Annotated in this window: 15 protein-coding genes; 10 read left to right on the top strand and 5 right to left on the bottom strand. The window is 56.7% G+C overall.

All coding sequences use genetic code 11. The features are described from left to right. Positions 1-6: 6 nt before the first annotated feature. Entirely contained in the window at positions 7-2514 is a 2508-nt protein-coding gene (locus tag SIC15_RS16510; protein ID WP_412536483.1) for a heavy metal translocating P-type ATPase, read from the top strand. 108 nt (positions 2515-2622) lie between these two features. Here the strand turns inward: SIC15_RS16510 and SIC15_RS16505 are convergent, their stop codons facing one another. Beyond that, positions 2623-3123, bottom strand: coding sequence for a hypothetical protein (locus tag SIC15_RS16505; protein ID WP_227549451.1), 501 nt, complete (start codon positions 3121-3123; stop codon positions 2623-2625). A gap of 411 nt (positions 3124-3534) precedes the next feature. Between SIC15_RS16505 and SIC15_RS16500 the strand changes: the two genes are divergently transcribed. Next, positions 3535-4890, top strand: a complete 1356-nt coding sequence (locus tag SIC15_RS16500; protein ID WP_412536482.1) for a hypothetical protein — start codon at positions 3535-3537, stop codon at positions 4888-4890. A gap of 319 nt (positions 4891-5209) precedes the next feature. Beyond that, positions 5210-5938, top strand: a complete 729-nt coding sequence (locus SIC15_RS16495) for a TorF family putative porin (RefSeq protein ID WP_136631462.1) — start codon at positions 5210-5212, stop codon at positions 5936-5938. A gap of 129 nt (positions 5939-6067) precedes the next feature. Here the strand turns inward: SIC15_RS16495 and SIC15_RS16490 are convergent, their stop codons facing one another. Next, positions 6068-6832, bottom strand: coding sequence for a copper resistance protein B (locus SIC15_RS16490; RefSeq protein ID WP_136631463.1), 765 nt, complete (start codon positions 6830-6832; stop codon positions 6068-6070). Between the two features lie 22 nt (positions 6833-6854). Then, positions 6855-8690, bottom strand: coding sequence for a copper resistance system multicopper oxidase (locus SIC15_RS16485; protein WP_412536481.1), 1836 nt, complete (start codon positions 8688-8690; stop codon positions 6855-6857). A 277-nt stretch (positions 8691-8967) separates the two neighbouring features. Between SIC15_RS16485 and SIC15_RS16480 the strand changes: the two genes are divergently transcribed. Continuing rightward, positions 8968-10053: an OprO/OprP family phosphate-selective porin gene (locus tag SIC15_RS16480; protein WP_136631464.1), complete on the top strand. Its 1086-nt coding sequence runs from the start codon at positions 8968-8970 to the stop codon at positions 10051-10053. A gap of 284 nt (positions 10054-10337) precedes the next feature. Here SIC15_RS16480 and SIC15_RS16475 read toward each other — a convergent pair whose 3' ends face one another. Then, on the bottom strand, positions 10338-12479 hold the full coding sequence (locus tag SIC15_RS16475) for a TonB-dependent receptor family protein (protein ID WP_136631465.1): 2142 nt from the start codon (positions 12477-12479) through the stop codon (positions 10338-10340). 520 nt (positions 12480-12999) lie between these two features. Between SIC15_RS16475 and SIC15_RS16470 the strand changes: the two genes are divergently transcribed. Then, complete coding sequence (locus tag SIC15_RS16470; protein WP_227549450.1) at positions 13000-14244, top strand: alginate export family protein; 1245 nt, start codon at positions 13000-13002, stop codon at positions 14242-14244. 172 nt (positions 14245-14416) lie between these two features. Then, on the top strand, positions 14417-14614 hold the full coding sequence (locus tag SIC15_RS16465) for a hypothetical protein (protein WP_136631466.1): 198 nt from the start codon (positions 14417-14419) through the stop codon (positions 14612-14614). 370 nt (positions 14615-14984) lie between these two features. Here the strand turns inward: SIC15_RS16465 and SIC15_RS16460 are convergent, their stop codons facing one another. Beyond that, positions 14985-15482 (bottom strand): YHS domain-containing protein, encoded by a 498-nt coding sequence (locus SIC15_RS16460; RefSeq protein ID WP_136631467.1) that lies wholly within the window; start codon positions 15480-15482, stop codon positions 14985-14987. Between the two features lie 480 nt (positions 15483-15962). Here SIC15_RS16460 and SIC15_RS16455 point away from each other — a divergent pair, with 480 nt between their 5' ends. Genes SIC15_RS16455 through nifJ form a run of 4 tightly spaced genes read left to right on the top strand, consistent with a single transcriptional unit; the run spans position 15963 to position 21679 of the window. Beyond that, on the top strand, positions 15963-16145 hold the full coding sequence (locus SIC15_RS16455; RefSeq protein WP_136631468.1) for a DUF2933 domain-containing protein: 183 nt from the start codon (positions 15963-15965) through the stop codon (positions 16143-16145). A 13-nt stretch (positions 16146-16158) separates the two neighbouring features. Next, positions 16159-16431 carry a DUF5676 family membrane protein gene (locus tag SIC15_RS16450; protein WP_008177412.1) on the top strand — a complete coding sequence of 91 codons (273 nt, stop codon included), beginning with the start codon at positions 16159-16161 and terminating at the stop codon, positions 16429-16431. Further along, positions 16428-18074, top strand: a complete 1647-nt coding sequence (locus tag SIC15_RS16445) for an NAD(P)-binding protein (RefSeq protein WP_008177413.1) — start codon at positions 16428-16430, stop codon at positions 18072-18074. Before SIC15_RS16450 ends, SIC15_RS16445 begins: the two co-directional genes overlap by 4 nt. Further along, positions 18074-21679: a pyruvate:ferredoxin (flavodoxin) oxidoreductase gene (gene nifJ / locus SIC15_RS16440; RefSeq protein ID WP_412536480.1), complete on the top strand. Its 3606-nt coding sequence runs from the start codon at positions 18074-18076 to the stop codon at positions 21677-21679. Before SIC15_RS16445 ends, nifJ begins: the two co-directional genes overlap by 1 nt. Positions 21680-21729: the final 50 nt, after the last annotated feature.

Genomic DNA, 21729 nt, shown 5'->3' with positions numbered 1-21729 from the left:
CTACTGATGGACAGTGAAATAAAACAGACAGCCCAGGGGCAAAGAAAGCTTGAGCTAATTGTGCCCGGAATGGGGTCAGACCATTGCGCGGGCATCATCAGCAAGACGATTGGTCGTTTGGAAGGTATTGACGGGGTACAGACTAACATCGCCAAACATAGAGTGAGTGTCCGCGCTTCGGCATCCAAGCCTGATAGTGATGCCGTCAAACGCGCTGTGGAAGGGGCTGGCTACGACGTGGCGTCTGTCAGAGAAGTTGGTGCGACCACTTTCAAGGTGACGGTGCCCGGAATGGGGTCCGACCATTGTGCCGGCATTATTAAAAGCACGCTGGCCCGGCACGACGGCGTTCAGACAACGTCAACCAATATTGCGAACCACACCGTAAGCGTGGTGGTCGGCCCCGAAGGGCCGTCAGAGCGTGAGTTGAAAAAACTGATCGAGGGTGCCGGCTATGATGTGGCCACCATCGCGCAGGAGGAGGATGCCAATCAGGAAGACGACTCGGCCGCTGAGGAGGCCTATCTGAAGCTTGCATTGCGCAGGTTCTCGATCGCTGCGGTACCGACAACACTGATCATGGTGTTGATGATGTTTCATATGTTCTGGCAGCCCATTCCGGGGTATCTGGCGATCATAGCCGTGCTTGGCTTTCCGGTGGTGTTTCTTTATGGCGGTGCCGCTACCCACAAGGCGTCCTGGCGGTCGCTCAAAAACGGCACCTTCAACATGGATGTGCTGATTTCCATGGGCAGCCTGCCCCCCTACCTGATCGGTCTGGTGGGTTTTGTCTATCCGATGACTTCTTTCATCGAAATGGCCGTTACCATCATGACCTTTCATATGCTTGGTCGGTACCTGGAGGCAAAGGCCAAAGGCAAGGCCTCGGAAGCCATCCGCAAGTTGCTCACGCTGGGTGCCAAGACGGCCCGTGTGGAGCGGGATGGCGAAGAAGTTGAAATTCCCGTGAAGGAATTGGCACCAGGCGACATCATGATTGTCAGGCCCGGTGACAAAGTGCCCACCGATGGGGAAGTGGTGGACGGTGAGAGCCATCTGGATGAATCCATCGCCACTGGCGAATCGGTCCCTGTCTATAAAAGCTCAGGAGACACCGTCATCGGTGCCACCATCAACAAGGAAGGTCGCCTGAGGGTCAAAGCCACCCGGGTTGGCGGCGATACCTTCCTGGCCCAGGTGGTGAAGCTGATTGACGAGGCCCAGGGGTCCAGGGTACCGATCCAGGAATTTGCAGACCGCATGACCGGTCGCTTCGTGCCGCTGGTCATTGTTATCGCGCTGGGCAGTTTTGCGATCTGGCTATTGGCAGCGGATACGCTCCGGCCGATTCTTGAATGGGGCTCGGTTTTTTTACCCTGGGTAGATCCAACGGCCGCGACACCGGTGTTGGCCATTCTGGCGGCTATCGCGGTGTTGGTGATTGCCTGCCCCTGCGCATTGGGGTTGGCGACGCCGACAGCGTTGATGGTGGGGTCAGGCGTCGGCGCCGAGCGGGGTATCCTGATTCGCTCAGGCGAAGCCATCCAGACCTTCAAGGACGTCAAGGTGATGGTGCTGGATAAAACCGGCACTATCACCCGGGGCGAGCCAAAGCTTACGGACGTAGTAACCGCCGGAGGGGTTTCAGAGACCGAACTGTTGGAGCTTGCCACCGCCGTGGAAAATGCCTCCGAGCACCCCATCGCCCGTGCCATCGTGGACGGTGCCAGGGAGCGGGGGGTCAAGCCCGGAAGCGTTGCGGATTTTCGCTCCACTGGCGCTCGCGGCGTATCGGGCACGGTCGGTGACAAAACTGTGTTGATTGGCAACCGTCTCCTGCTGGAAGAACAAGGCGTTAAAGGGCTGGAAGCTCTGGATAAGAGCCTTTTCGACCTTGAGAGCCAGGGTAGAACCGCCGTAATCATCGCCCGTGATGGTGACGCCTGCGGTATTGTTGCGGTTGCCGACACGCTCAAGGACGAATCGGTGGCAGCCATTCGGGCCATGCACGAGCAGGGGCTCTACGTGGTGATGATTACTGGTGACAACGAACGTGCAGCTAACGCCGTTGCCCGTGAAGTGGGCATTGACGAGGTGCGCGCCGGGGTGCTGCCGGAGGGCAAGGTGGACGCCATTCGGGAACTGCAGGAAAAGTACGGTAATCATGTTGCAATGGTGGGTGACGGGATCAACGACGCCCCGGCTCTGAAACAGGCGAACGTAGGAATTGCCATAGGCGCTGGCGCGGATGTGGCCATAGAGGCTGCGGACGTCACCCTCGTCCGTGGGGAATTGTCCGGGGTTGTTGACGCTATGATCTTGTCCCGTGCCACCTTCAAAAAGATCGTTCAAAATCTGTTGTGGGCCAGTGGGTACAATGCAGCCGCCATTCCAATTGCGGCTGCCGGATTGTTGCATCCTATGATTGGTGTGGTGGCCATGACGGTCAGCTCGCTCTCAGTCATTGGTAATTCAATGTTGCTGCGGCGGCGTTACGAGAAAGATCACCAATAGGCCCGATGGTTCAGCGAAGAATAGTCTGTCTGGCGCCGAACGCGATTGGTGTGGTCGCGCAGTTGTTTGTAGATCCGCTCACATGATGCCCTGGGCCTTCGGTTTGCATTACCGGGTGTGATCATGGTCCTGACGTCTGAGATCAAGCCAGCCTCTGTAGAGCCAACGCAGACTGTAGAGTGATATTATTGGAACGATAACCCACTGTACTAAGGGGGCGATACCTGTGCCTAGAAAGGGGAGCAGCGGCATCGCATCATTGTAGCTCCAGCGCTGGCCTACGCCCGTGGCCCATGCTTCAAAAACTATTGTGATAAATAAGCCAGAGGCAAAATACGCTCCTAACGTATGGCGGCGCCACCATCCCTGTATCCAGAAGCCGTCTCTGGTTACCACTGCGGCGATGCCATAGGCAAATAGTGCAATATTGGCATCACCGATTGCCGCCCGAGTGCACAGCCAGACGACCGCACCATGGGGCGCATCCATCATCCCCGTAAAAAAAGGCACCTGGGCCATTTCCCAGAAAAAATGCAGCAAAAAACTGACAGACCAGATTAAAACAAACAGGAACCAGGCTCTGTACGATGGTCGACTTGCACAAATCATAACCTACCCAACTAGTCTCACGATTTCAGGCTGTCGAACTCGAGATCGACATTTCCACATCAGATATTAGCCAAGCCCTCCGAGTACTGGAAATACGGCTAGTATCCAGAAAGCAAGGTCGGGCAAAGCCATCGATATCTTGGCTATCAGAATCCTCCCCGAAAGCCTTCAAGTAGTCAGTCGCCGATGGCTGTTTGAGGGCGTGCCCATCTCTAAAGGTGACTGGTCCACAGTGCGGGAAGCACTTTATTCTTATACAAAAGTCGTAGGAAAATGAAATGAAGCTGAAAATTCAGGTTCGTTTCAGGTTTCTCGGGCATGATGAACTGCCGCTAAACAGGCGAACTTCTAAAAAAGCAAGAAATACAACAATCGTGGTCTATACGAAAATCAAAAAATAGGGAGTTTCAAGTGAGCAGACTACTCAAATCAATCGGCGCTCCGCTTGCGATAGCAGTTGCAACAACACCGGCATGGGCTGCAGAGCCGGTCGGCAGTGCATCACCCTCTGTGGACGACTTGAAGACCGAAATCAATCAACTGACGGCAGAAGTTGAGAAACTCAAGCAAAGCGATTCGCCCTTTAGTGTGGGCGGTTATTACCGTCTTCAGGCTACGTCACAAAGCCTTGATGAAACCAACGATAACAGTAGTTCTTTCGTTGATCAGCGCTTGCGGGCAAAGATCACCGGCGATCTCAATGATAACGTGAGCCTGGTCTGGTTCGGTGAGTTCGATTCTCCCTGGGGTGAGACGGGAAGCTGCCAGGGTGACAACTGTGGCAAACTCAGCGCCGACGGCGTTGGCGTCGAGACCAAGAATGCTTACGCTGAACTGAAAGTGCCGAACAGCGACTGGAAGGTGCGAGCGGGTATCCAGGGGTATGGCTTCGGCAAGTACGAGAGTTTTGTCACCAATGACGACATGAACGGCATCTCCTTCGCCGGTAATGTTGGTATGGCCACACTCTCAGGCGGCTGGTTCAAGTGGGAAGAAAACGATAGAGATTCCGCGGACGACGTAGACTTCTACATGTTGAACGCCGAACTTCATCCCAGCGAAGTGTTCCACTATGGTCTGACCGGGGCCCAGATCAGCAATAAGAGCCAAGTTGCCCTGAATGGGACGGCGGCTCGAACCGATGATAATTATGTTGGCGTCTATGCCGACTTTACCGCGCATAGTTTGGCTTATAGCGGCTCGGTACTGTACAAAAAGTCGTCTGGAGTCGACTCGAGTGCGACCGATGGTGACACATACATGCTGAACCTTTATGCCAAAAAGCACTGGGACGGCGGTAATCTCAAGGTTCACGGCATCTATATTCCGGCTGACGACAGCAGCAACGGTGCCGACCGCTTTGCGGCAAACCAGTCGGGCTGGGAGCTGAATAGCAGCAATCTGCAAATCTTCGGAACAGACGTCTACTACAACAATGGTGCCCAGGGTGCTAGGTCAGTTAAGGATGCGGCTTACCAAGGGTATGGTCTGATGGGGTTGATGGTCTCAGGTGATCAGGAACTTGCCAATGACTACTACCTGAAGTACGGCACCGGTTACTTCCGCGCTGCCGACGACGCGCCCGACAGCGCTGCTCAGGCCAACGGCTCAACCCTTGGTACTGAAGTCGCTGCTCAGCTTGGTAAAAAGTTTGCCGGCGTGTATGACATCAGCCTCCGCGGTTCTTACGGTTTCATGGGAGACTTCTACGGAGATGACCCGGAGGATACCTATAAGGTTGTCGCTATGGTCAACATCAGCTACTGATCAGCGCGCTATTTCATAATCCGCTTGAGCGGCCGGACTTTTGTCCGGCCGTTCTTCTTTGTGCCAAACATTTAACCTCAGGAAGATTCCAATCTTCCAACGCTCGTACCCGTTCAGTTTCCAGGCCCCGGAGCGCACTAAAAATGGGCGCCCTTGAGGGTGCCACTCCATGATTGCCTCAAATTCGGGCCTACTTGCCACCCCTTGTTCTCTCACGCACCCGAATGTTTCTATAACTATATGTATTAAAATGTTTTTATGAATTATGGCAGCATAAGTGCATATCGTTCAGTGCCATCAATTCAATACAGGGTGTACTATGAAGAAGCATAACTTGAAAAAACGCGGACTCCTCGGCATTGGCCTGCTTGCTGCCTTGCAGGCGACCCCTTCGATGGTCAGCGCAGAGGTGAGCGCCAATGTGAGTGCAGCCAGCAACTACCTGTTCCGCGGCGTGACCCAAACCGACGGAGCCACCGCGATTCAAGGCGGACTGGACTACGAGCATGCGTCAGGATTTTATGCCGGCGGCTGGGGCTCAAATGTGGATTTCGGCGATGGGACGAGCTATGAGCTCGATCTGTACGCAGGGTATTCCGGCGCCGTTGACGACATCGGGTATGATGTCGGATATGTCTACTATGCGTATCCGGACGCGCCTGATTCGATCGACTTTGGAGAGATCTACGGGGAACTCAGCTATGGCATCGCCGCTCTGGGTTTTGCATACACTGCCAACAGTGACGCAAGCGGGGAAGGCCTGTTTGTGGAAGGCGACATTTACTACTACCTGTCGGCTAGTGTACCGCTGCAGAACGACTACAGTGCAGGCGTTACTGTTGGCTACTACGACTTCACCGATGACGGCAAAGTCTCTGTGGGTGAAGCCAACTACAGTCACGCTGCGGTCAACGTTACCAAGGACGCCGGGGATTTCGGATCGTTCGGCGTCAATCTTGAATATGCGGATATCGACCAAAGCGATGCACTCGGCTCCATCAATTCGGACGACCCCAGATTTTGGCTCGGTTGGAGCAAGAGCTTCTAAGTCCGCTAGTCAAAAGCCTTCGCAGGTGAATGACCCAAACGACCCCAGCCTCGGGCTGGGGTCGATTCATTTAGCGAAGTACAAAGTCGACAGGATTCGTACTCAATTCAAAGCCTGGGCTGAGATGGCTCAAAACCACCACCTGACACCAGCAACGAAACTTGAGGACTCAGAGTCCTCTCCCTCCCCTTCCCGAAGATCTTTGGTGTCGCCCAAAAAGCGCGTGTAAGCAACCCCGATATAAGGTGCGATTTCTCTGGCGAAGTGATACCTCAACCGAAGTCCAAGACCCACGTTATTGACTCCGGAGCCTACTCCCCATTCCTCGACTTCACTGAACGCAACCATTGTTTCACCCCGGCCCTGAAGGATCAGCCTTTGGGTAAGCATCCAATCGTATTCAGCTTCGAGATCGTAGGACACGTCACCGTCCTCGGTCACTCTGAGATTTGTATCTACCTCGAACCAATAGGGCGCCAGCCCCTGGAAGCCAACGATGGCCGAATAACGCTCCTTATTAGGGCCGGGACCAAAGGTTGCCTGGGCGCCCAACCCGGCTTGCAGATCCCAGAAGGGGGCAAGACGATAACTGTACTGAACATCGAAATTTTCGATGTCGCCACCTTCACTGGAGAGATCGGTTTCTCCCTCAGTCTCGATCCAGAGTCGCTTACGATCCTTACCGGCCCAGGCTTGAGCATCCCATAGAGCGATTTCATCACTGCCATCCCGCTGGTATTCCATTCGATCGAACAGTATCTGACCGAATACCTCGCTATCATGGACAGGTAGAGGCCAATCTTGCTCAGCCTGTATTCCAGTGCCAGCGGCAAAGGCGCCCGAGGCAACAGTGAAGGCGCAAAGGCCAATAACCGGTTTCATTCGCTTCATCATAGTAACCACCCCTATTTAGCCCTCAAACGACCGAAACCACACGAAACATGCCTGCATCCATGTGGTAGAGCAGGTGGCAATGAAATGCCCAGTCTCCCGGCGCATCCGCTGTAATCAATGCGGACACTCGTTCGCCTGGTTTCACAGAAATAGTATGTTTGCGCGGGCGATACTCACCCGCTCCGGTTTCCAGCTCCATCCACATGCCATGGAGGTGGATTGGGTGATCCATCATGGAATCGTTGACAAGAATCAAACGGAGCCGCTCGCCATGGTAAAACCTGACAGGACCATCCACCTCGGAGAACTTCTTGCCATCGAACGACCACATATAGCGTTCCATGTTGCCCGTGAGATGAAGCTCAATTTCCCGCTCCGCATTGCGCTTGTCAGGCCAGCCGTCGACGCTTTTTAGCTGAGAGTACGTCAGCACCCTGTGATCTGCCGTTTCGAAACCGGGGCCTGGGTCATCCAAGCGTGATTGTGGGTTAGAGGCAACCATGGCCGCTCCGGGACCGTGATTCTCCGGCCCATGAGAGACCGGTCTTCCGGCCGTTGGAACTGGCGCCAGGGCACCATCGTCCATTGATTCACCCATGCCGTGCTGACCATGCTTCATTGCCATGCCGCCTGCTCCCTTTGGCATTTCGCCATGGTTCATCGGCATGTCGCCGTTCATGGCCGAGCCGCCATTTCTACCCATCGCCATGCCGCCCATACCCATGGCAGCCATGCCTCTTTCCATGCGCGGGTACATGTCGGGCACCGGAGCTTCCAACCCCTTACGGCTGGCCAGCGTTCCGCGCACGAAACCGGAACGGTCCTGGGACTGAGCAAACACCGTGTGAGCGATGTCTGTTGGCTCGACAATGACGTCATAGGTTTCAGCCACACCAATACGGAACTCATCAGTGTCGACTGGCTGCACGGGCTGACCGTCGGCGGAGATGACGGTCATCGGGAGGCCGGGAATTCGAACATCGAAGAAAGTCATGGCCGACGCGTTGATAAACCGGAGACGAACTTTCTCGCCCGGACGGAACAAACCGGTCCAGTTGTCAGCTGATGTGGAGCCGTTCAAGAGATAAGTGTACTCAGAGCCGGTGACATCCAGTATGTCCCGCGGGCTCATCCGCATACGGCCCCACATGCCCGCCTTGCGCCATGCACCATCCCAGCCCATGGTTTCGACGTCATGAAAAAAATCGCCCACGGTACGCTGGTTGTAATTGTAATAGCCTTCGGCTACTTTCAGATTGCGGAACACGCTGGCCGGAGAATCAAAGGTCCAATCGGACAGGACCACTACGTAGTCGCGGTCATAGTCGACTGGCTCTGGTTCGGCCGGGTCGATAATAATGGGGCCATAGTGACCGAGTTGTTCCTGGAAACCTGAATGGCTGTGATACCAGTAGGTGCCATGCTGTTCGACCGGAAAACGGTATTCGAAGGTTTCGCCCGGCATGATGCCCGGAAAGCTGACCCCCGGAACGCCATCCATCTGGTACGGGAGTATCAGGCCGTGCCAGTGAATGGATGTTGCCTCAGGCAAGGTGTTGGTGACCCGCATAACGGCTTCCCGTCCCTGTTTAAGTCGAATCAGGGGGGCGGGCAATGTGCCATTAATTGTGATGGGCTGGTTTGATAGTTGGGAGCCAATCGTGAGAGGCGTTCTTGCAATGGTGAGGTCATAAATGTCTGCGCCATCACGCACGGTGTGGAACACATTGGAGTTATCCAGCTTGCCACTCGCATAAGCAGGTAAAAGGCTGTCAAATCCTGCGAGCAGTCCCATGGCGCCGACACCCTGAAGCAATTTACGCCGGGACATGCCCACGTGAGAGCGAAAATGAGCCATAGATGATTCTCCTTTTTGAATCTTCAGCCAGTACGTTACAGATCAAAACTGAAACAAGCCTGAAACAGACGGTCGACCTTCAATCATCGCTTGAGCAAAGACTTGCTTCAGTTCATGCCTCGAATGGCTCAATAAGGTGGTCCGCCGAATCTGATGTATGACCAAACAGGATCAGCGAGGTACTGTGGATCATTTGTAAACAACCTGTAATCTTTGTCGAATAGGCTCTCTCCTGATGGTTCAATACCCACAGGCAAATCGAAAGGAAAAAACGACTATGAGCAAGAAATATTTGGGCTTGGCTTTGGCGATTTCTGCAGCGTCTGCCGCACAGGCCGGAACGGTTACGTCCAGCGGCAAAGACCTTGTGATTGATACCGATAGCGGAATCAAGGTTAAAACGTCTGACAATTCTGCGTCCTTTCAGCTTGGCGGGCGTATCCAGTGGGATTATGACGCCACGCGGTCCGATGACAATGGCGTGGATCAAACCGATTTCGATGTGCGTCGGGCACGACTGTACGCCAAGGGTCACTTCGGCGATTGGGCATACAAAACCCAGTTCAACGTCGCTGAAAGTGATGGCGCTGAGGGAGGCGACGCTGAAGATCTGTACATTCGCTACCTGGGATTTGGTTCAGCCGCAAACCTGACCATAGGTAAACAGAAAGAACCGTTCGGCCTGGAGGAATTAACCAGCTCAAAAGACATGCCAGCACTTGAACGTTCTGCGATGACAGAGCGTTATGCTCCTGGTCGTAGCGGCGGCATTCAGCTCAGCGGAAAGGGCGATAATTGGACTTACGGTATCGGCTATTTTGAAGCCGCCGGTGATGGCAGTGACGATTTCAATAACGCGGCGATAACGGCACGGGGCACATTTGCCCCCATCAAAACGAATAGTGCTGTTGTTCATGTTGGTGCGGGTTACACCACGCGCGATGCCGACATCACTGACGATGAAGTTGATACTTATAACCTTGAGCTGGCTGGCGTTTCCGGGCCATTCCATGCCCAGGCTGAATACTTTGATTCCGAAGAAGGTCAGGTGAATGCTGATGGTTATTATGTGCAGCTGGGCTGGGTTGTCACCGGCGAAAGCCGTCCATACAAAGCTGGGGTGTTCAAGCGAGTGAAGCCATCATCGCCCAAAGGAGCCTGGGAAGTTGTTGCCCGTTTTGAAGATGGCGACGGAAAATACAGCGATGTGGGGCTGGCTACAACTGACGGCGAGCAAACGACGCTGGGGGTCAACTATTATGCCAATAATAATGTTCGACTTGGCGTGAGTTATATGGATGGGGAAGAAGCCAATGGCGCTAGTGGAGATGAAGTGCGTGCAAGATTGCAATATGCATTTTGAGCGAATCGGGGGGGGCTTAATTGAGCTTGCCACTTGATAGGGCGCTGGTGAGGGAATCGTTGTGATTAAAAAAATTTCGGACGATTCAGCTAGAGTTCAGTTTGGCTTGATACAGTTCAATTGAGTTAACGAAGTACTCAGGTTTTTAGGGCGGATACTAATCCGCCCTTTTTTTTTTGCCTGTCTCGCTCATGCGAGAAACCCCGGCTGCAAACCGGGGTTATGACTCGAAGAGAATGCAAAGGCGAAATCGCCCGCCGGTCGAGTTGGCTTTGAGTTGTTGATCAGAAGTTGACGCTTAACCCCAGTGAAGCGGTGCGCGGCAGGTTCGCCATGGCGCCATCGGGCAAACGTGAAACAATTTGCTGTTCATCGAACAGATTGTCCACTTTCAGGAAGACATCCGCACTGGCGGTCAGTGCGTAGCGGCTGATGAAATCGACCAGGAACAGGGACTCGGTTTCGTCCAGTTTTGTGGCGGTGTTGTTGCACCCCGCGCTCACACACATCTCATCGACGTAGGTGGCCACAAGGTAGTTGTCCCAGCCACTCGGGTGTTCCATACCTGTCCGGAAGCTCATCTGGTTTTCCGGTACGTCCTTGAGTTGCTCGCCTTTTTTCAGACCCGAGGCGGCATTGTCCTTGCTGATTTCCGCCTGGGTATAGGTGTAGGTAATGCTGACCGGAAGGTAGAACTCGCCTGCCCGGGTACCGGTCTGGAGCTGGAACTCAATACCGGAAATTTCAGCCTCACCGGTGACGAAACTGCCCGAGGTGTCGCCATTGCTGCACGGAGAGCCTACCGAACAGTTTTCGGCCTTATTGGAGAAGTCGCTGTAGAAGCCGATCATTTCCGCGAAGAACGCATTGCCAAAGTACCGGAGGCCGGCCTCCCAGTTCTTGCTGGTTTCCGGCTCTTCGTTTGCCCTGGCGCCACCCCCGAGAGGGGAAAAACCCCGGTGCACGCCACCCAGAACCTGCCAGCTTCGGGCCAGGTCATAGGTAAAGGAAGCGCCAGGCAGGAGTTCAGCGCTGTCATTGGCGCGGGTGCTGTCGACGGTCGTGCGACCGGGGTCCGCGTATTGGGTGCGACCGGTTTTCACATCCTCGTAGCGCAGAGCTAGGTTGATATTGAGCTTGTCCGTCGCCTGCCAGGTGTCGAGTGCCCAGAAGCTCAGGGCTTCGCCGGTCTCAAAGCGATTATTGCTGCCGGTGGGGGCGACCGTGTTCTGGAACACCAGAGAACCGTTGACCTGATCATAAACATCGACCGGCTGGAAGCGATCCATTTCATCTTCGTGGTAACGGGCGCCGAAATCAAACTGGTGGCTGCCCATGTCGACATCAAAGTTTACCTGCACACCCTCGGACAGGTAGTCCCTGGCGTTGTTTTTGTAATCCAGGCCGCTGGTGTCAATTGTGCCGTCCAGAATGCCCTGGGCATTGGCGTCTCCGCCGTTGGCCGAGTCGATGATGCTTCCGCCGCCGCTGAGCTTGAACCAGTTCCGCTTGAAGTCGTTGCGATAGAGGGTGGCCGTGCTGCTTACGGTTTTACTCCAGTCGAACTGATGGGTCAGACTGATACCGGAGTGGGTATTGTTCATCTGGTCGATGCTGGACAACCCGTAGCGCCGGTTCGGGTCCTGGCTGAAGTCCGCATCGGTCAGGCCGAGGTAACTGGAGTTCGAGGTTTCCTCGGAATATTGCAGCTTGGCGGTCACGCTCTGGCGCTCTCCCTGCCAGCGCAGCTTGCCGACATAGTCTTCGATATCAAAGCCGGTGTCGCGGTTACTGCGGTCAATCTCCTTGAAGCCTTTCGCGGAGCGCTGGACGGTCTCAAGCAGGTAGCCCCAGTCGCCGGCCGTGTCGCCATGGGTTACATGAACGTCGGTGGAGCCGCGGTCGTTGGTGACTGTCTCGATATAGCCCTGCCGCTTATCAGGAATGGGTGTTGAAATCAGGTTGATGACACCGCCGGTGGTTTGTGGGCCATAGCGCAGCAGCGGGGCACCCTTGAGCACTTCCAGCGAGGACATGCGTTTCAGCGTTGGGAAATAATAGGCGGCCGGGTTGGAGTAGGGCGCCGGTGCGATCAGAACGCCATCTTCCATCAGGGTAATATTACTGCTGCGCTCCGCAGTGGCACCGCGGATGCCAATATTGGGACGCAGGCCCAGACCTTCTTCTTCCCGCACATAGACACCCGGGACGGTTTTCAGTACCTGGTTGATGTCGCTCTCAACCTCGGTTTTCAACTGCTGCTCACCAACGACATAGCCTGATCCCGGCAAGGTCTGGGCTGCGGATGCATCGCCAATGATTTCCATGGGTTCAAGCATCTGGGGCTCATCTTCGCCGGCTGCCCAACTGGCGCCCGGGGCAAGGCTGATAGCTACGGCCAGTGATAGGCGGGAAGGTTTAAGCATTGGGCCAATCTCCATTATCATTTGCTGGTTTAAATAAAAGTAAAAATCATTTGTATTCATGTTAGCCGGAACTTTAAGACTCTGTAACTATTAAGTCAATAGCTGATCTTTATGGATCTCGAAGATGTCTGCAGGCCGGAAACCTTCAACTTCGGGAGTTCGCTGCAAGGCGATTTCGAGTGCGGATTTACCACCTGCTTTTCCTTTGTCGACCCAGAGGACTGTCCCGATAGCTTGCGAGTATGCCGATGCTAATGACGTCAACATCCTGAACCAGGGGCCGATGTTCTAGCCTGACGCCGAGTGGAACCGCTTGAGGCAGAGTTGAGGCCGGCCAGCGCGCCGCCTTTGTCCTGTTCGCTTTGTCTGTGAGCTTTTCGAGGTACCCCTTCAGTGTCAGTTTCAATCTGACAGATATCAAGGTTGCCGCTGACATAACCAACCTACACTGAATTATCGACTTATCAATGAAACATTGACTCCTTTCACCCCCTTATAGGGCCAAAAAGGTACCACTAGGATGAAAATGATGCTGACGCCACTCTCTGCCAGGAAGGACCAAAGAAACCAGAAGTCTTTGCTGGCCTTGGCCATTGGTTCACTCATGGTTACTTCTGCAACGCCTGCACTGTCTCAGACCTTTACCGAAGCCTTGGCCGGTGGAGCGGTTTCGCTTGACGTGCGCTACCGTTACGAATTTGTGGATCAGGACAACCCACTCGATCAAGCCCATGCTTCGACCGTTCGAACCCGGCTGGGTTACCGGACTGATGATTTTCGGGGATTTGAGGTGTTTGCCGAGGCGGAAGATGTGAGCGCTGTAGGAAATGAAAACTACAATAGCACCGTTAACGGTAAAGCCGATCATTCAGTGGTTGCTGATCCGACAGAAACCGAAGTCAACCAGATTTACGTCCGTTACAAAGGCCTCCCGGATACCAGCCTGACCTATGGCCGTCAGCGCCTTGCTCTGGACAACCATCGGTTTATAGGCACGGTTGGCTGGCGCCAGAATGAGCAGACCTTCGATGCCTTTATCGGCACCAACGAGTCGCTTAAAGACACAAAAATTACAGCGGGCTATCTTTACAATGCGAACCGAATATTCTCGGATGCCAGCTCGATTGGCAATTTTCCCATGCAGGCGCCGATTCTTAACGTTCAGTATCAGGGATTGGCCGCCGGAACCCTGACCGCCTATGGTTATCTGTTCGACTTTACGACCGTAGACGCTAACTCAACCCAGAATCTTGGCTTGCGATTCACTGGTGGTACCGATGTAACGCAAGGCTTCAAAGTCCTGTACACCCTGGAGTACGCAATCCAGAAAGACTATGCAGGCAATCCGCAAAGCTTTGAGGCCGCTTATTGGTTGGCGGAAGCGGGCCTCGCTGCCTACGGTCTGACCTTTAAGGTGGGTGTGGAGACCCTGGAGTCGGACGACGGTCGGCCATTTCAGACTCCTCTGGCTACGCTTCACGCCATGAACGGTTGGGCGGACCAGTTCCTGGTCACGCCGGACGACGGCCTGCAGGATCTATACGTATCGGCGGGTGCAGCAGTTAAGGGAGTCAAGTTGCTGGCCATATTTCATGACTACAGCAGCGACATCAATAGCCTGAGCTATGGCTCGGAGCTGGGGCTGCTGGCTGTCTACCCGATCGACAAGCATTACACGTTGGGCGCCAAGTTCGCCAGTTATGCCGAGGATGGTCGCGGCGTGGATACAGACAAGGCTTGGTTGTGGGGGGAGGTCAAGTTCTGATCTACTCACCATGACGTTGGATTGCGCGGCGATAACCCGAGACCGGCGGATCTTTTAACCCGCCGTGAATGGCTTCGAGGAATGCGCTGGGCCCGTGGCGATGTTGTTAATTTACAAATAATGATGTGTTATCTATGCTTTGTGGGGAAGCTAAACAACGAGGAGAAACACGATGGGTAAAGCTATTAATGGCAAGTTTGAGAACATGGATCAGGCACGCAATACGCGAGACGACCTGATTGGCAGCGAAATCCCACAGGATCTGATCTATATTGATAAGGATGAGCAAACGATCCGGGTGATGTTGCCGTCGGAGGAAGCAAGAGAAGTCTATGAAATATTTGACCGACACGGTGTCACTTATAAGTGAACGCTCGTTAACACTGATCTTCAAGCCACCTTCTTTCGCCTTGGCTCTACTCGCATGACGTTAAAACAGCCGGGGCTACCCAGCCGATCAGCGTGGCGAGAGGTCCATAGGAGATGACGCCTTTATAATCCACGTTATAGGGAGCAAGCTCTTTCGCCAGATCGATGTAGACCCTTGGGCTGACAAAATTGTTCTTGCTTTCAAAAGGTTCCTTTAAGCTGTCGCGGGCGGTTTATTCGCCAACCATCAGATCTTTTTACCAACCCTGCTTCAGGCAGCGTTCGAACTCGCCGTGGCTCAGTTCTCTGTAGATGACAGTTATGCCCCCAGAAGCTCTTAAACAGCAATGCCTCCCCCCGTGCTTTCTTGCTCAATGACAGTCACTGCCTTTGGTCAGGTGTGCGAGATTGTCGAGCTCACACTCCTCGCTGTAATGAATCAGCCTGCGTTTTACCTGTTCCGCCATACCTTTTGAAAGCCGGGCTGCCGCCTGTTCGATGGTTTTTTCGATATCTTCCAGGGATACCTGCAGCAGATCGTAAGTCACATGCAGCTCCTGATCCGTAAAGTCCAGCGCCTCAATACCCATCAGCGACTGCAATGATGTTTCCAAATCTGCCTTGAGATCATCGCTGATCGCACCGCGGAGACGAATGCGGCGTATTTTTAAAGCCACTTGGTTTTTCTGCTTGATCGACAATCCGTGTTGAGGATTGCCCACAAACAGGTGAGGATGGGATTTGAATCGATCAAGGCACTGAGACGAACAGAAATAATGGTCGACACCCTGATAATTCAATAGCAGCGAGCGATTGATTTTGGTCATATGGCATACGGGGCAATGAATCGTGGACTCCAGTTTTCTCATCAAGCCCTCCTCAGGGATTTTGGCTTATACCATTCAACAAGTGGTATAGCTCGGTTTCGGTGGTTAATACCATTGTTGTGGAAGGGGCGATCACCCGCTTCTATTAGCAGCCGCCCCCGTCTGGCGGACCACGGTTGGCCAATCACCGCTTTTGCGAGCGTCTGGTCGAAAGGGGGCTCCCTGCCTTTTTGGGGGGGGGCAAGGTGTATGCTTGCCGAGAAAGATTCGTTGCTCATGCCTTTCTCTCCTCAGAGTGCTTCTAAAAAACATGTTTCCAGTAAATTCAGTAACCGGCAAGTGCAGGCGTCATCAATTTCAGGGCATTGTTTTTAATTTGATCGAGATCAAGGTGTGCTCTGTTTCGGTCCGGTAAGTCAGTTTGAATTCAGGCAGATGTGGTCTACTTCCGTCAGGAAACGCTATGCCCGGGCTGAAGCAAGGCAAAGGCAGCTGTTGCAGCAGCAGACTGGAGAGGTCTTTATGGAATGGTTGGCAGAAAACTGGTTCTCGGTGCTTATTGGCATCGTCTTCGTGGCCATGCATATGTTCGGGCACGGAGGGCATGGTGGCCACGGCGGGGGCGGGCACGGCGGACATGGCGCGCCGGACAAACCGGACAAGCCGGACAGCGACCGGGACAGGCCTTCGGGCCATCAGCATTGACGGGGGGTAGAGCATGCTTAATACAAGACTGGTTGCCTGGGCGCTGGGGCTTTTCACAGCGGTCACCTTCATCGTCTGCGTTATCTACGGACTGGTGACACCCCAAAGCGTGCACATGCACACATTCCTTGAGCAGGTACTGCCGGCATTCAAGTGGCTGACCTGGTGGGGATTCCTGCTAGGCTTGGTTGAGAGTTTTCTATACGGCGCCTATGCGGGGCTGGTGTTCTGCCCGATCTACAACTGGCTTTATCGCCGCTTCAACGCCCGGCGGGAGGCAAAATGATTGAGCCTCCCGCCGACGTGACACCGCTCATAGACCTTCTTGCCGAGCGGGGCACCGGGCCGACACGTACGCGGCGGCCCGTCTACGAGGACCTTTTGCCGCCCTGCAACCAGGCCTGCCCGGCTGGCGAGAACATCCAGGGTTGGCTCGAGCAGGTGCGTTCGGGCCGCTACCGTGAAGCCTGGCTCACTCTTACCCGGGACAACCCCTTTCCGGCGATCCACGGGCGGGTCTGCTATCACCCGTGCGAAACCCGATGCAACCGCGGCGCACTCGACAGCGCGGTCTCCATTCACGCCGTTGAGCGGTTTCTGGGCGACCTTGCCACACAGGAAGGCTGGCAACTGCCAGTCGAGGCGCCGGCCTCGGGCAAGCGCGTGCTGGTGGTTGGCGCGGGACCGAGTGGACTCTCGGCCGCCTATCACCTCGCGCGGCTGGGGCATGCCGTGGAGATCCGCGACGCCGGTTCGCAGCCCGGTGGCATGCTGCACTTCGGCATTCCCGCCTATAGGCTGCCGCGCGAGGTGCTCATGCAGGAAGTGAGGCGGATTGAGGCGATGGGCGTCAAGATTGTCCTCGGTCACAAGGTTGAGGACCTGCTTGCGGAGCAGACGTCGGGTGGCTTCGATGCGGCGTTCGTCGCCATCGGTGCGCATGCCTCGAAACATGTTGACATTCCGGCGCGCGATGCTGCCCGTGTGCTCGATGCCGTCACACTCCTGCGTGAGGTTGGTGCCGGCGGGCAGTTGCAGCTCGGCCGGCGAGTGGTGGTTTATGGCGGCGGCAACACGGCGATGGACGCCGCGCGCACAGCGAAGCGCCTGGGTGCCGAGGAGGCAGTAATTGTCTACCACCGCGACCGGGCGCACATGCCTGCCCATGCTTTTGAGGCGGACGAGGCGCTTGAGGAGGGCGTCAGGATTCAATGGCTCACCAGCATCAAGGAAATCGCCGGGCCATCGCTGCGCGTTGAGCGCATGGAGCTGGATCCGGACGGGCGGCCGCAACCGACCGGCCAGTTTGAGACGCTCGAAGCAGACGCGGTCGTGCTGGCCCTTGGGCAACAGAGCGATAGTGGCTTCCTCCGCAAGATCCCGGGGGTCGAATTCCAGCCCGACGGCACGGTCGTGGTTGCGGAAAACATGATGACCGCTCACCCCGGAATTTTCGCCGGCGGCGACCTGGTGCCGGGCGAACGGAGTGTGACGGCCGCGGTCGGGCACGGCAAGAAAGCGGCACGACACATTGATGCCTGGCTGCACGGGGGCAGCTTCCAGCCCCCCGAGAAACACCGGCTCGCCACGTTCGACATGCTGAACCTGCCAATCTACAGCGACGCCGAACCGAAGGCGCAGCAGGTGCTACCGGTCGAGGCCCGTGCCGGCAATTTCACCGAGGTACTGTCAGGGCTGGGCAGCACCGAGGCGCGCTATGAGGCACAACGATGCCTTTCCTGCGGCAACTGTTTCGAGTGCGATCAGTGTTACGCTGCCTGCCCTGAGCAGGCGATCGAGAAGCTGGGGCCGGGCCGGCGCTATCGCTTTCTTTATGATCGGTGCACTGGCTGTGAGGTGTGCTACGAGACCTGCCCAACCCACGCGATCAGCATAATTCCCGAACCGGTCCGGGAGGATGACAAGTAATGAACCACGAAACCGACAGACTCCGGACCGAGACCCTGGACGGCAACAGCGCGGTTGCCCGCGTTGCCTATCGCACTAACGAAGTGTGTGCGATTTATCCCATCACCCCTGCCTCGTCCATGGCGGAGCTGGCGGACGAGTGGGCGGCCCGGGGGATGACCAACCTTTGGGGCAGCGTTCCTGTGGTGCAGGAAATGCAGAGCGAGGGCGGTGCCGCCGGCGCTGTTCACGGCGCGCTGCAGTCGGGTGCCATGACGACCACCTTCACGGCCTCCCAGGGGCTGATGCTGATGCTGCCGAACATGTACAAGATCGCGGGCGAGCTGACCCCGACCGTATTTCATGTGGCGGCCCGCGCACTGGCGACCTCCGCGCTGTCGATCTTTGGTGACCATTCCGATGTCATGGCCGCCCGCGGGACCGGTTTTGCGCTGCTGTCCTCCGGCTCGGTGCAGGAGGCCCACGACATGGCGCTGGTTACGCAGGCGGCAACGCTCGAGGCGCGGGTTCCCTTCCTGCATTTCTTTGACGGCTTCCGGACCTCGCACGAAGTGAACAACCTGAGTCTGGTGTCTGATGAGCACATCCGGGCAATGATCCGCGAAGACCTTGTGCGCGCACACCGGGCGCGCGCCCTGACGCCGGAACATCCGGTGGTGCGTGGCACGTCCCATAATCCCGACACCTTTTTCCAGGCGCGCGAGGCCTGTAATCCTTACTATGCGCGAGTGCCGGAGATCGTGCAGGCCAGTATGGATCGCTTTGCTGCGCTCACCGGCCGAGCCTACCGCCTGTTCGAGTATGAGGGGGCACCCGACGCCGAGCGGGTCATTGTACTGATGGGGTCGGCGGCGGAAACCGCGCGCGAGACCTCTGATTTCCTGGGGCGTGCCGGGGAGAGGGTGGGCGTGCTGCAGGTGCGGCTCTACCGTCCGTTCGCCGTCGGGCACTTCCTCGCCGCCTTGCCCGAGACCTGCCGTGCCATCGCGGTGCTGGACAGGAGCAAGGAGCCGGGGGCGCCCGGCGAGCCACTCTATCTTGATGTGGTCGCGGCCCTGGCCCGGGCGGTCACCGACGGCACGCGCGCAGTCCTGCCGCGGGTGATCGGCGGGCGCTACGGCCTGGGCTCAAAGAACTTCAACCCGGCCCAGGTCAAGGCCGTGTTTGACGAGCTGAAGCTGCCTGAACCGAAGAACGGCTTCACGGTCGGCATTGAGGACGATGTTGCTCACACCAGCCTGCCGGTAGACGCCGCATTCTCGCTTGAGCGCGACGACGTGGTACGCGCGCTCTTCTATGGCCTGGGTGCTGACGGCACAGTCGGTGCCAACAAAAACAGCGTGAAAATCCTCGCCGCGGCGCCTGGGCGCTACGCCCAGGGGTATTTCGTTTACGATTCGCACAAATCGGGCGCACAGACTGTCTCACACTTGCGTTTTGGAAAACAGCCGATCCGCGCTCCGTACCTGATCGAATCGGCCAACTTCATCGCCTGCCACCAGGCAGGTTTTCTTGATCGCATCGATGTGCTGCGGCTGGCCGCCGAAGGCGGAACCTTCCTGCTCAACACACCCCATGGACCGGACTCGGTATGGAACAGCCTGCCGCGATCACTGCAACGGCAGATTCTGGACAGGAAGCTGCGCTTTTATGTGATCGACGCCTCGAAAGTCGCGCGCGATGCCGGTCTGGGCGGGCGTATCAACACCGTGCTGCAAACCTGTTTTTTCGCCATCTCAGGGGTGCTGCCCCGTGACGAGGCGATACAACGGATCAAGCAGTCGATCGAGAAAAGCTATGGCGTCAAGGGCGCCGACGTGGTGCGAAAGAATTTCGCGGCCGTGGACCAGACGCTGGCGCAGTTGTTCGAAGTGGCCGTTCCGGGCGCGGCGACCAGTCTGTTCGACCGGCCACCGGTCGTGCCGGACCGGGCGCCGCCATTCGTGCATGAAGTCACCGCCATGATGATGCTCGGCCTGGGCGACGAGCTCCGCGTCGGTCAGTTGCCCGCCGACGGCACCTTCCCGTCCGGCACCGCGGCGTTCGAGAAGCGCAACATTTCCGATGATGTGGCGGTGTGGGAGCCGGACTTGTGCATTCAGTGCGGCCAGTGCGGCTTTGCCTGCCCGCACAGCGTGATCCGGTCGAAGTACTATGGCCAGAGCGAGCTGGACGGTGCGCCGGCTGACTTCAAGTCGGCACCGGTCAATTCACGCGGCAATCCCGATGTCCGCTTCTCGCTGGAGGTCTACGTCGAAGACTGCACGGGCTGCGGTATCTGTGTCGAGGTCTGCCCGGCGCACAGCCCGCTCAACCCCGGGGTGAAGGCAATCAACCTTGGGCCCAAGGCGCCGATCCTCGAAAGCTCGCGCGAAAGCATCGCCTTCTTTGAGGCGCTGCCGGTGAATGACCGCGCGCGCATCGATTTCGCCAACGTCCGTGGTGTTCAGTTTCTGCAGCCGCTGTTCGAGTTCTCCGGCGCCTGCGGCGGCTGCGGCGAGACACCCTACCTCAAACTCCTGTCGCAACTCTTCGGCGACCGCCTGCAGATCGCCAATGCCACCGGCTGTTCGTCGATCTACGGTGGCAACCTGCCGGTCACGCCCTGGACCAGGGACGAGGGCGGACGGGGGCCGGCCTGGTCGAACTCCCTGTTTGAAGACAACGCCGAGTTCGGGCTGGGATTCCGTCTTGCCGCCGATCAGCACCTCGAGCTGGCGAGAACGTTGTTGCGCCGGTTGGCGCCGAAAGTGGGTGAGGAACTCGCCCGTTCGATCCTCGATGCGCCGCAACTGCGCGAATCCGAGCTCCGCGCCCAGCGCAGCCGTATCGAAGAGCTGAAGCGCACGCTTGCCACTCTGGATGACGAAACCGCCGCCGACCTGTCATCGGTTGTCGACCATCTTCTGCGCCGCAGTGTCTGGATCGTTGGCGGCGACGGCTGGGCTTATGATATCGGTTTCGGCGGACTCGATCAGGTGCTGGCGAGTGGTCGCGACGTCAACGTGCTGGTGCTGGACACCGAGGTTTACTCCAATACCGGCGGCCAGGCGTCCAAGGCGACGCCGCTCGGCGCGGTCGCCAAGTTTGCCGCCGGCGGCAAGCGCGTGGCCCGCAAGGATCTGGCATTACAGGCAATCGCCTACGGCGACGTCTATGTCGCGCAGGTGGCGATGGGCGCCAATCCTCAGCACACGCTACTTGCCTTCCGCGAGGCCGAGGCCTGGCCTGGCCCGTCGTTGATCATCGCGTACAGCCACTGCATCGCGCACGGCTTTGATCTGCGCCACGGTATGCAGCAGCAGGATCTGGCGACCGCGAGCGGCTACTGGCCGCTGTTCCGTTTCAACCCGGCCATGCACACCATTGGCGAACGGCCATTCCGGCTCGACTCACCACGACCGACAATCCCGTTCAAGGCGTACGCCTACAACGAATTGCGCTACCGGGCGCTTGCCCATACGGATCCGGACGCGGCCGAGGCGCTGCTGGCCAAGGCACAGCAGGTCGTGACCGAGAAATATCGGCAGTACGAGGAACTGGCCAGTCGCGGTAGCCAGTGTTTCCATCCGGTCATCGACGAGCCCGGTGTGACACAAGGGTGACATAACGGTGACACAACGGTCGTGAATACTTGCATTCTGGAACAGGGATA

It is taken from the genome of Marinobacter sp. MIT932201, assembly GCF_047123295.1.
Classification (GTDB): domain Bacteria; phylum Pseudomonadota; class Gammaproteobacteria; order Pseudomonadales; family Oleiphilaceae; genus Marinobacter; species Marinobacter salsuginis.
This window is presented reverse-complemented; position numbering and strand designations above follow the sequence as displayed.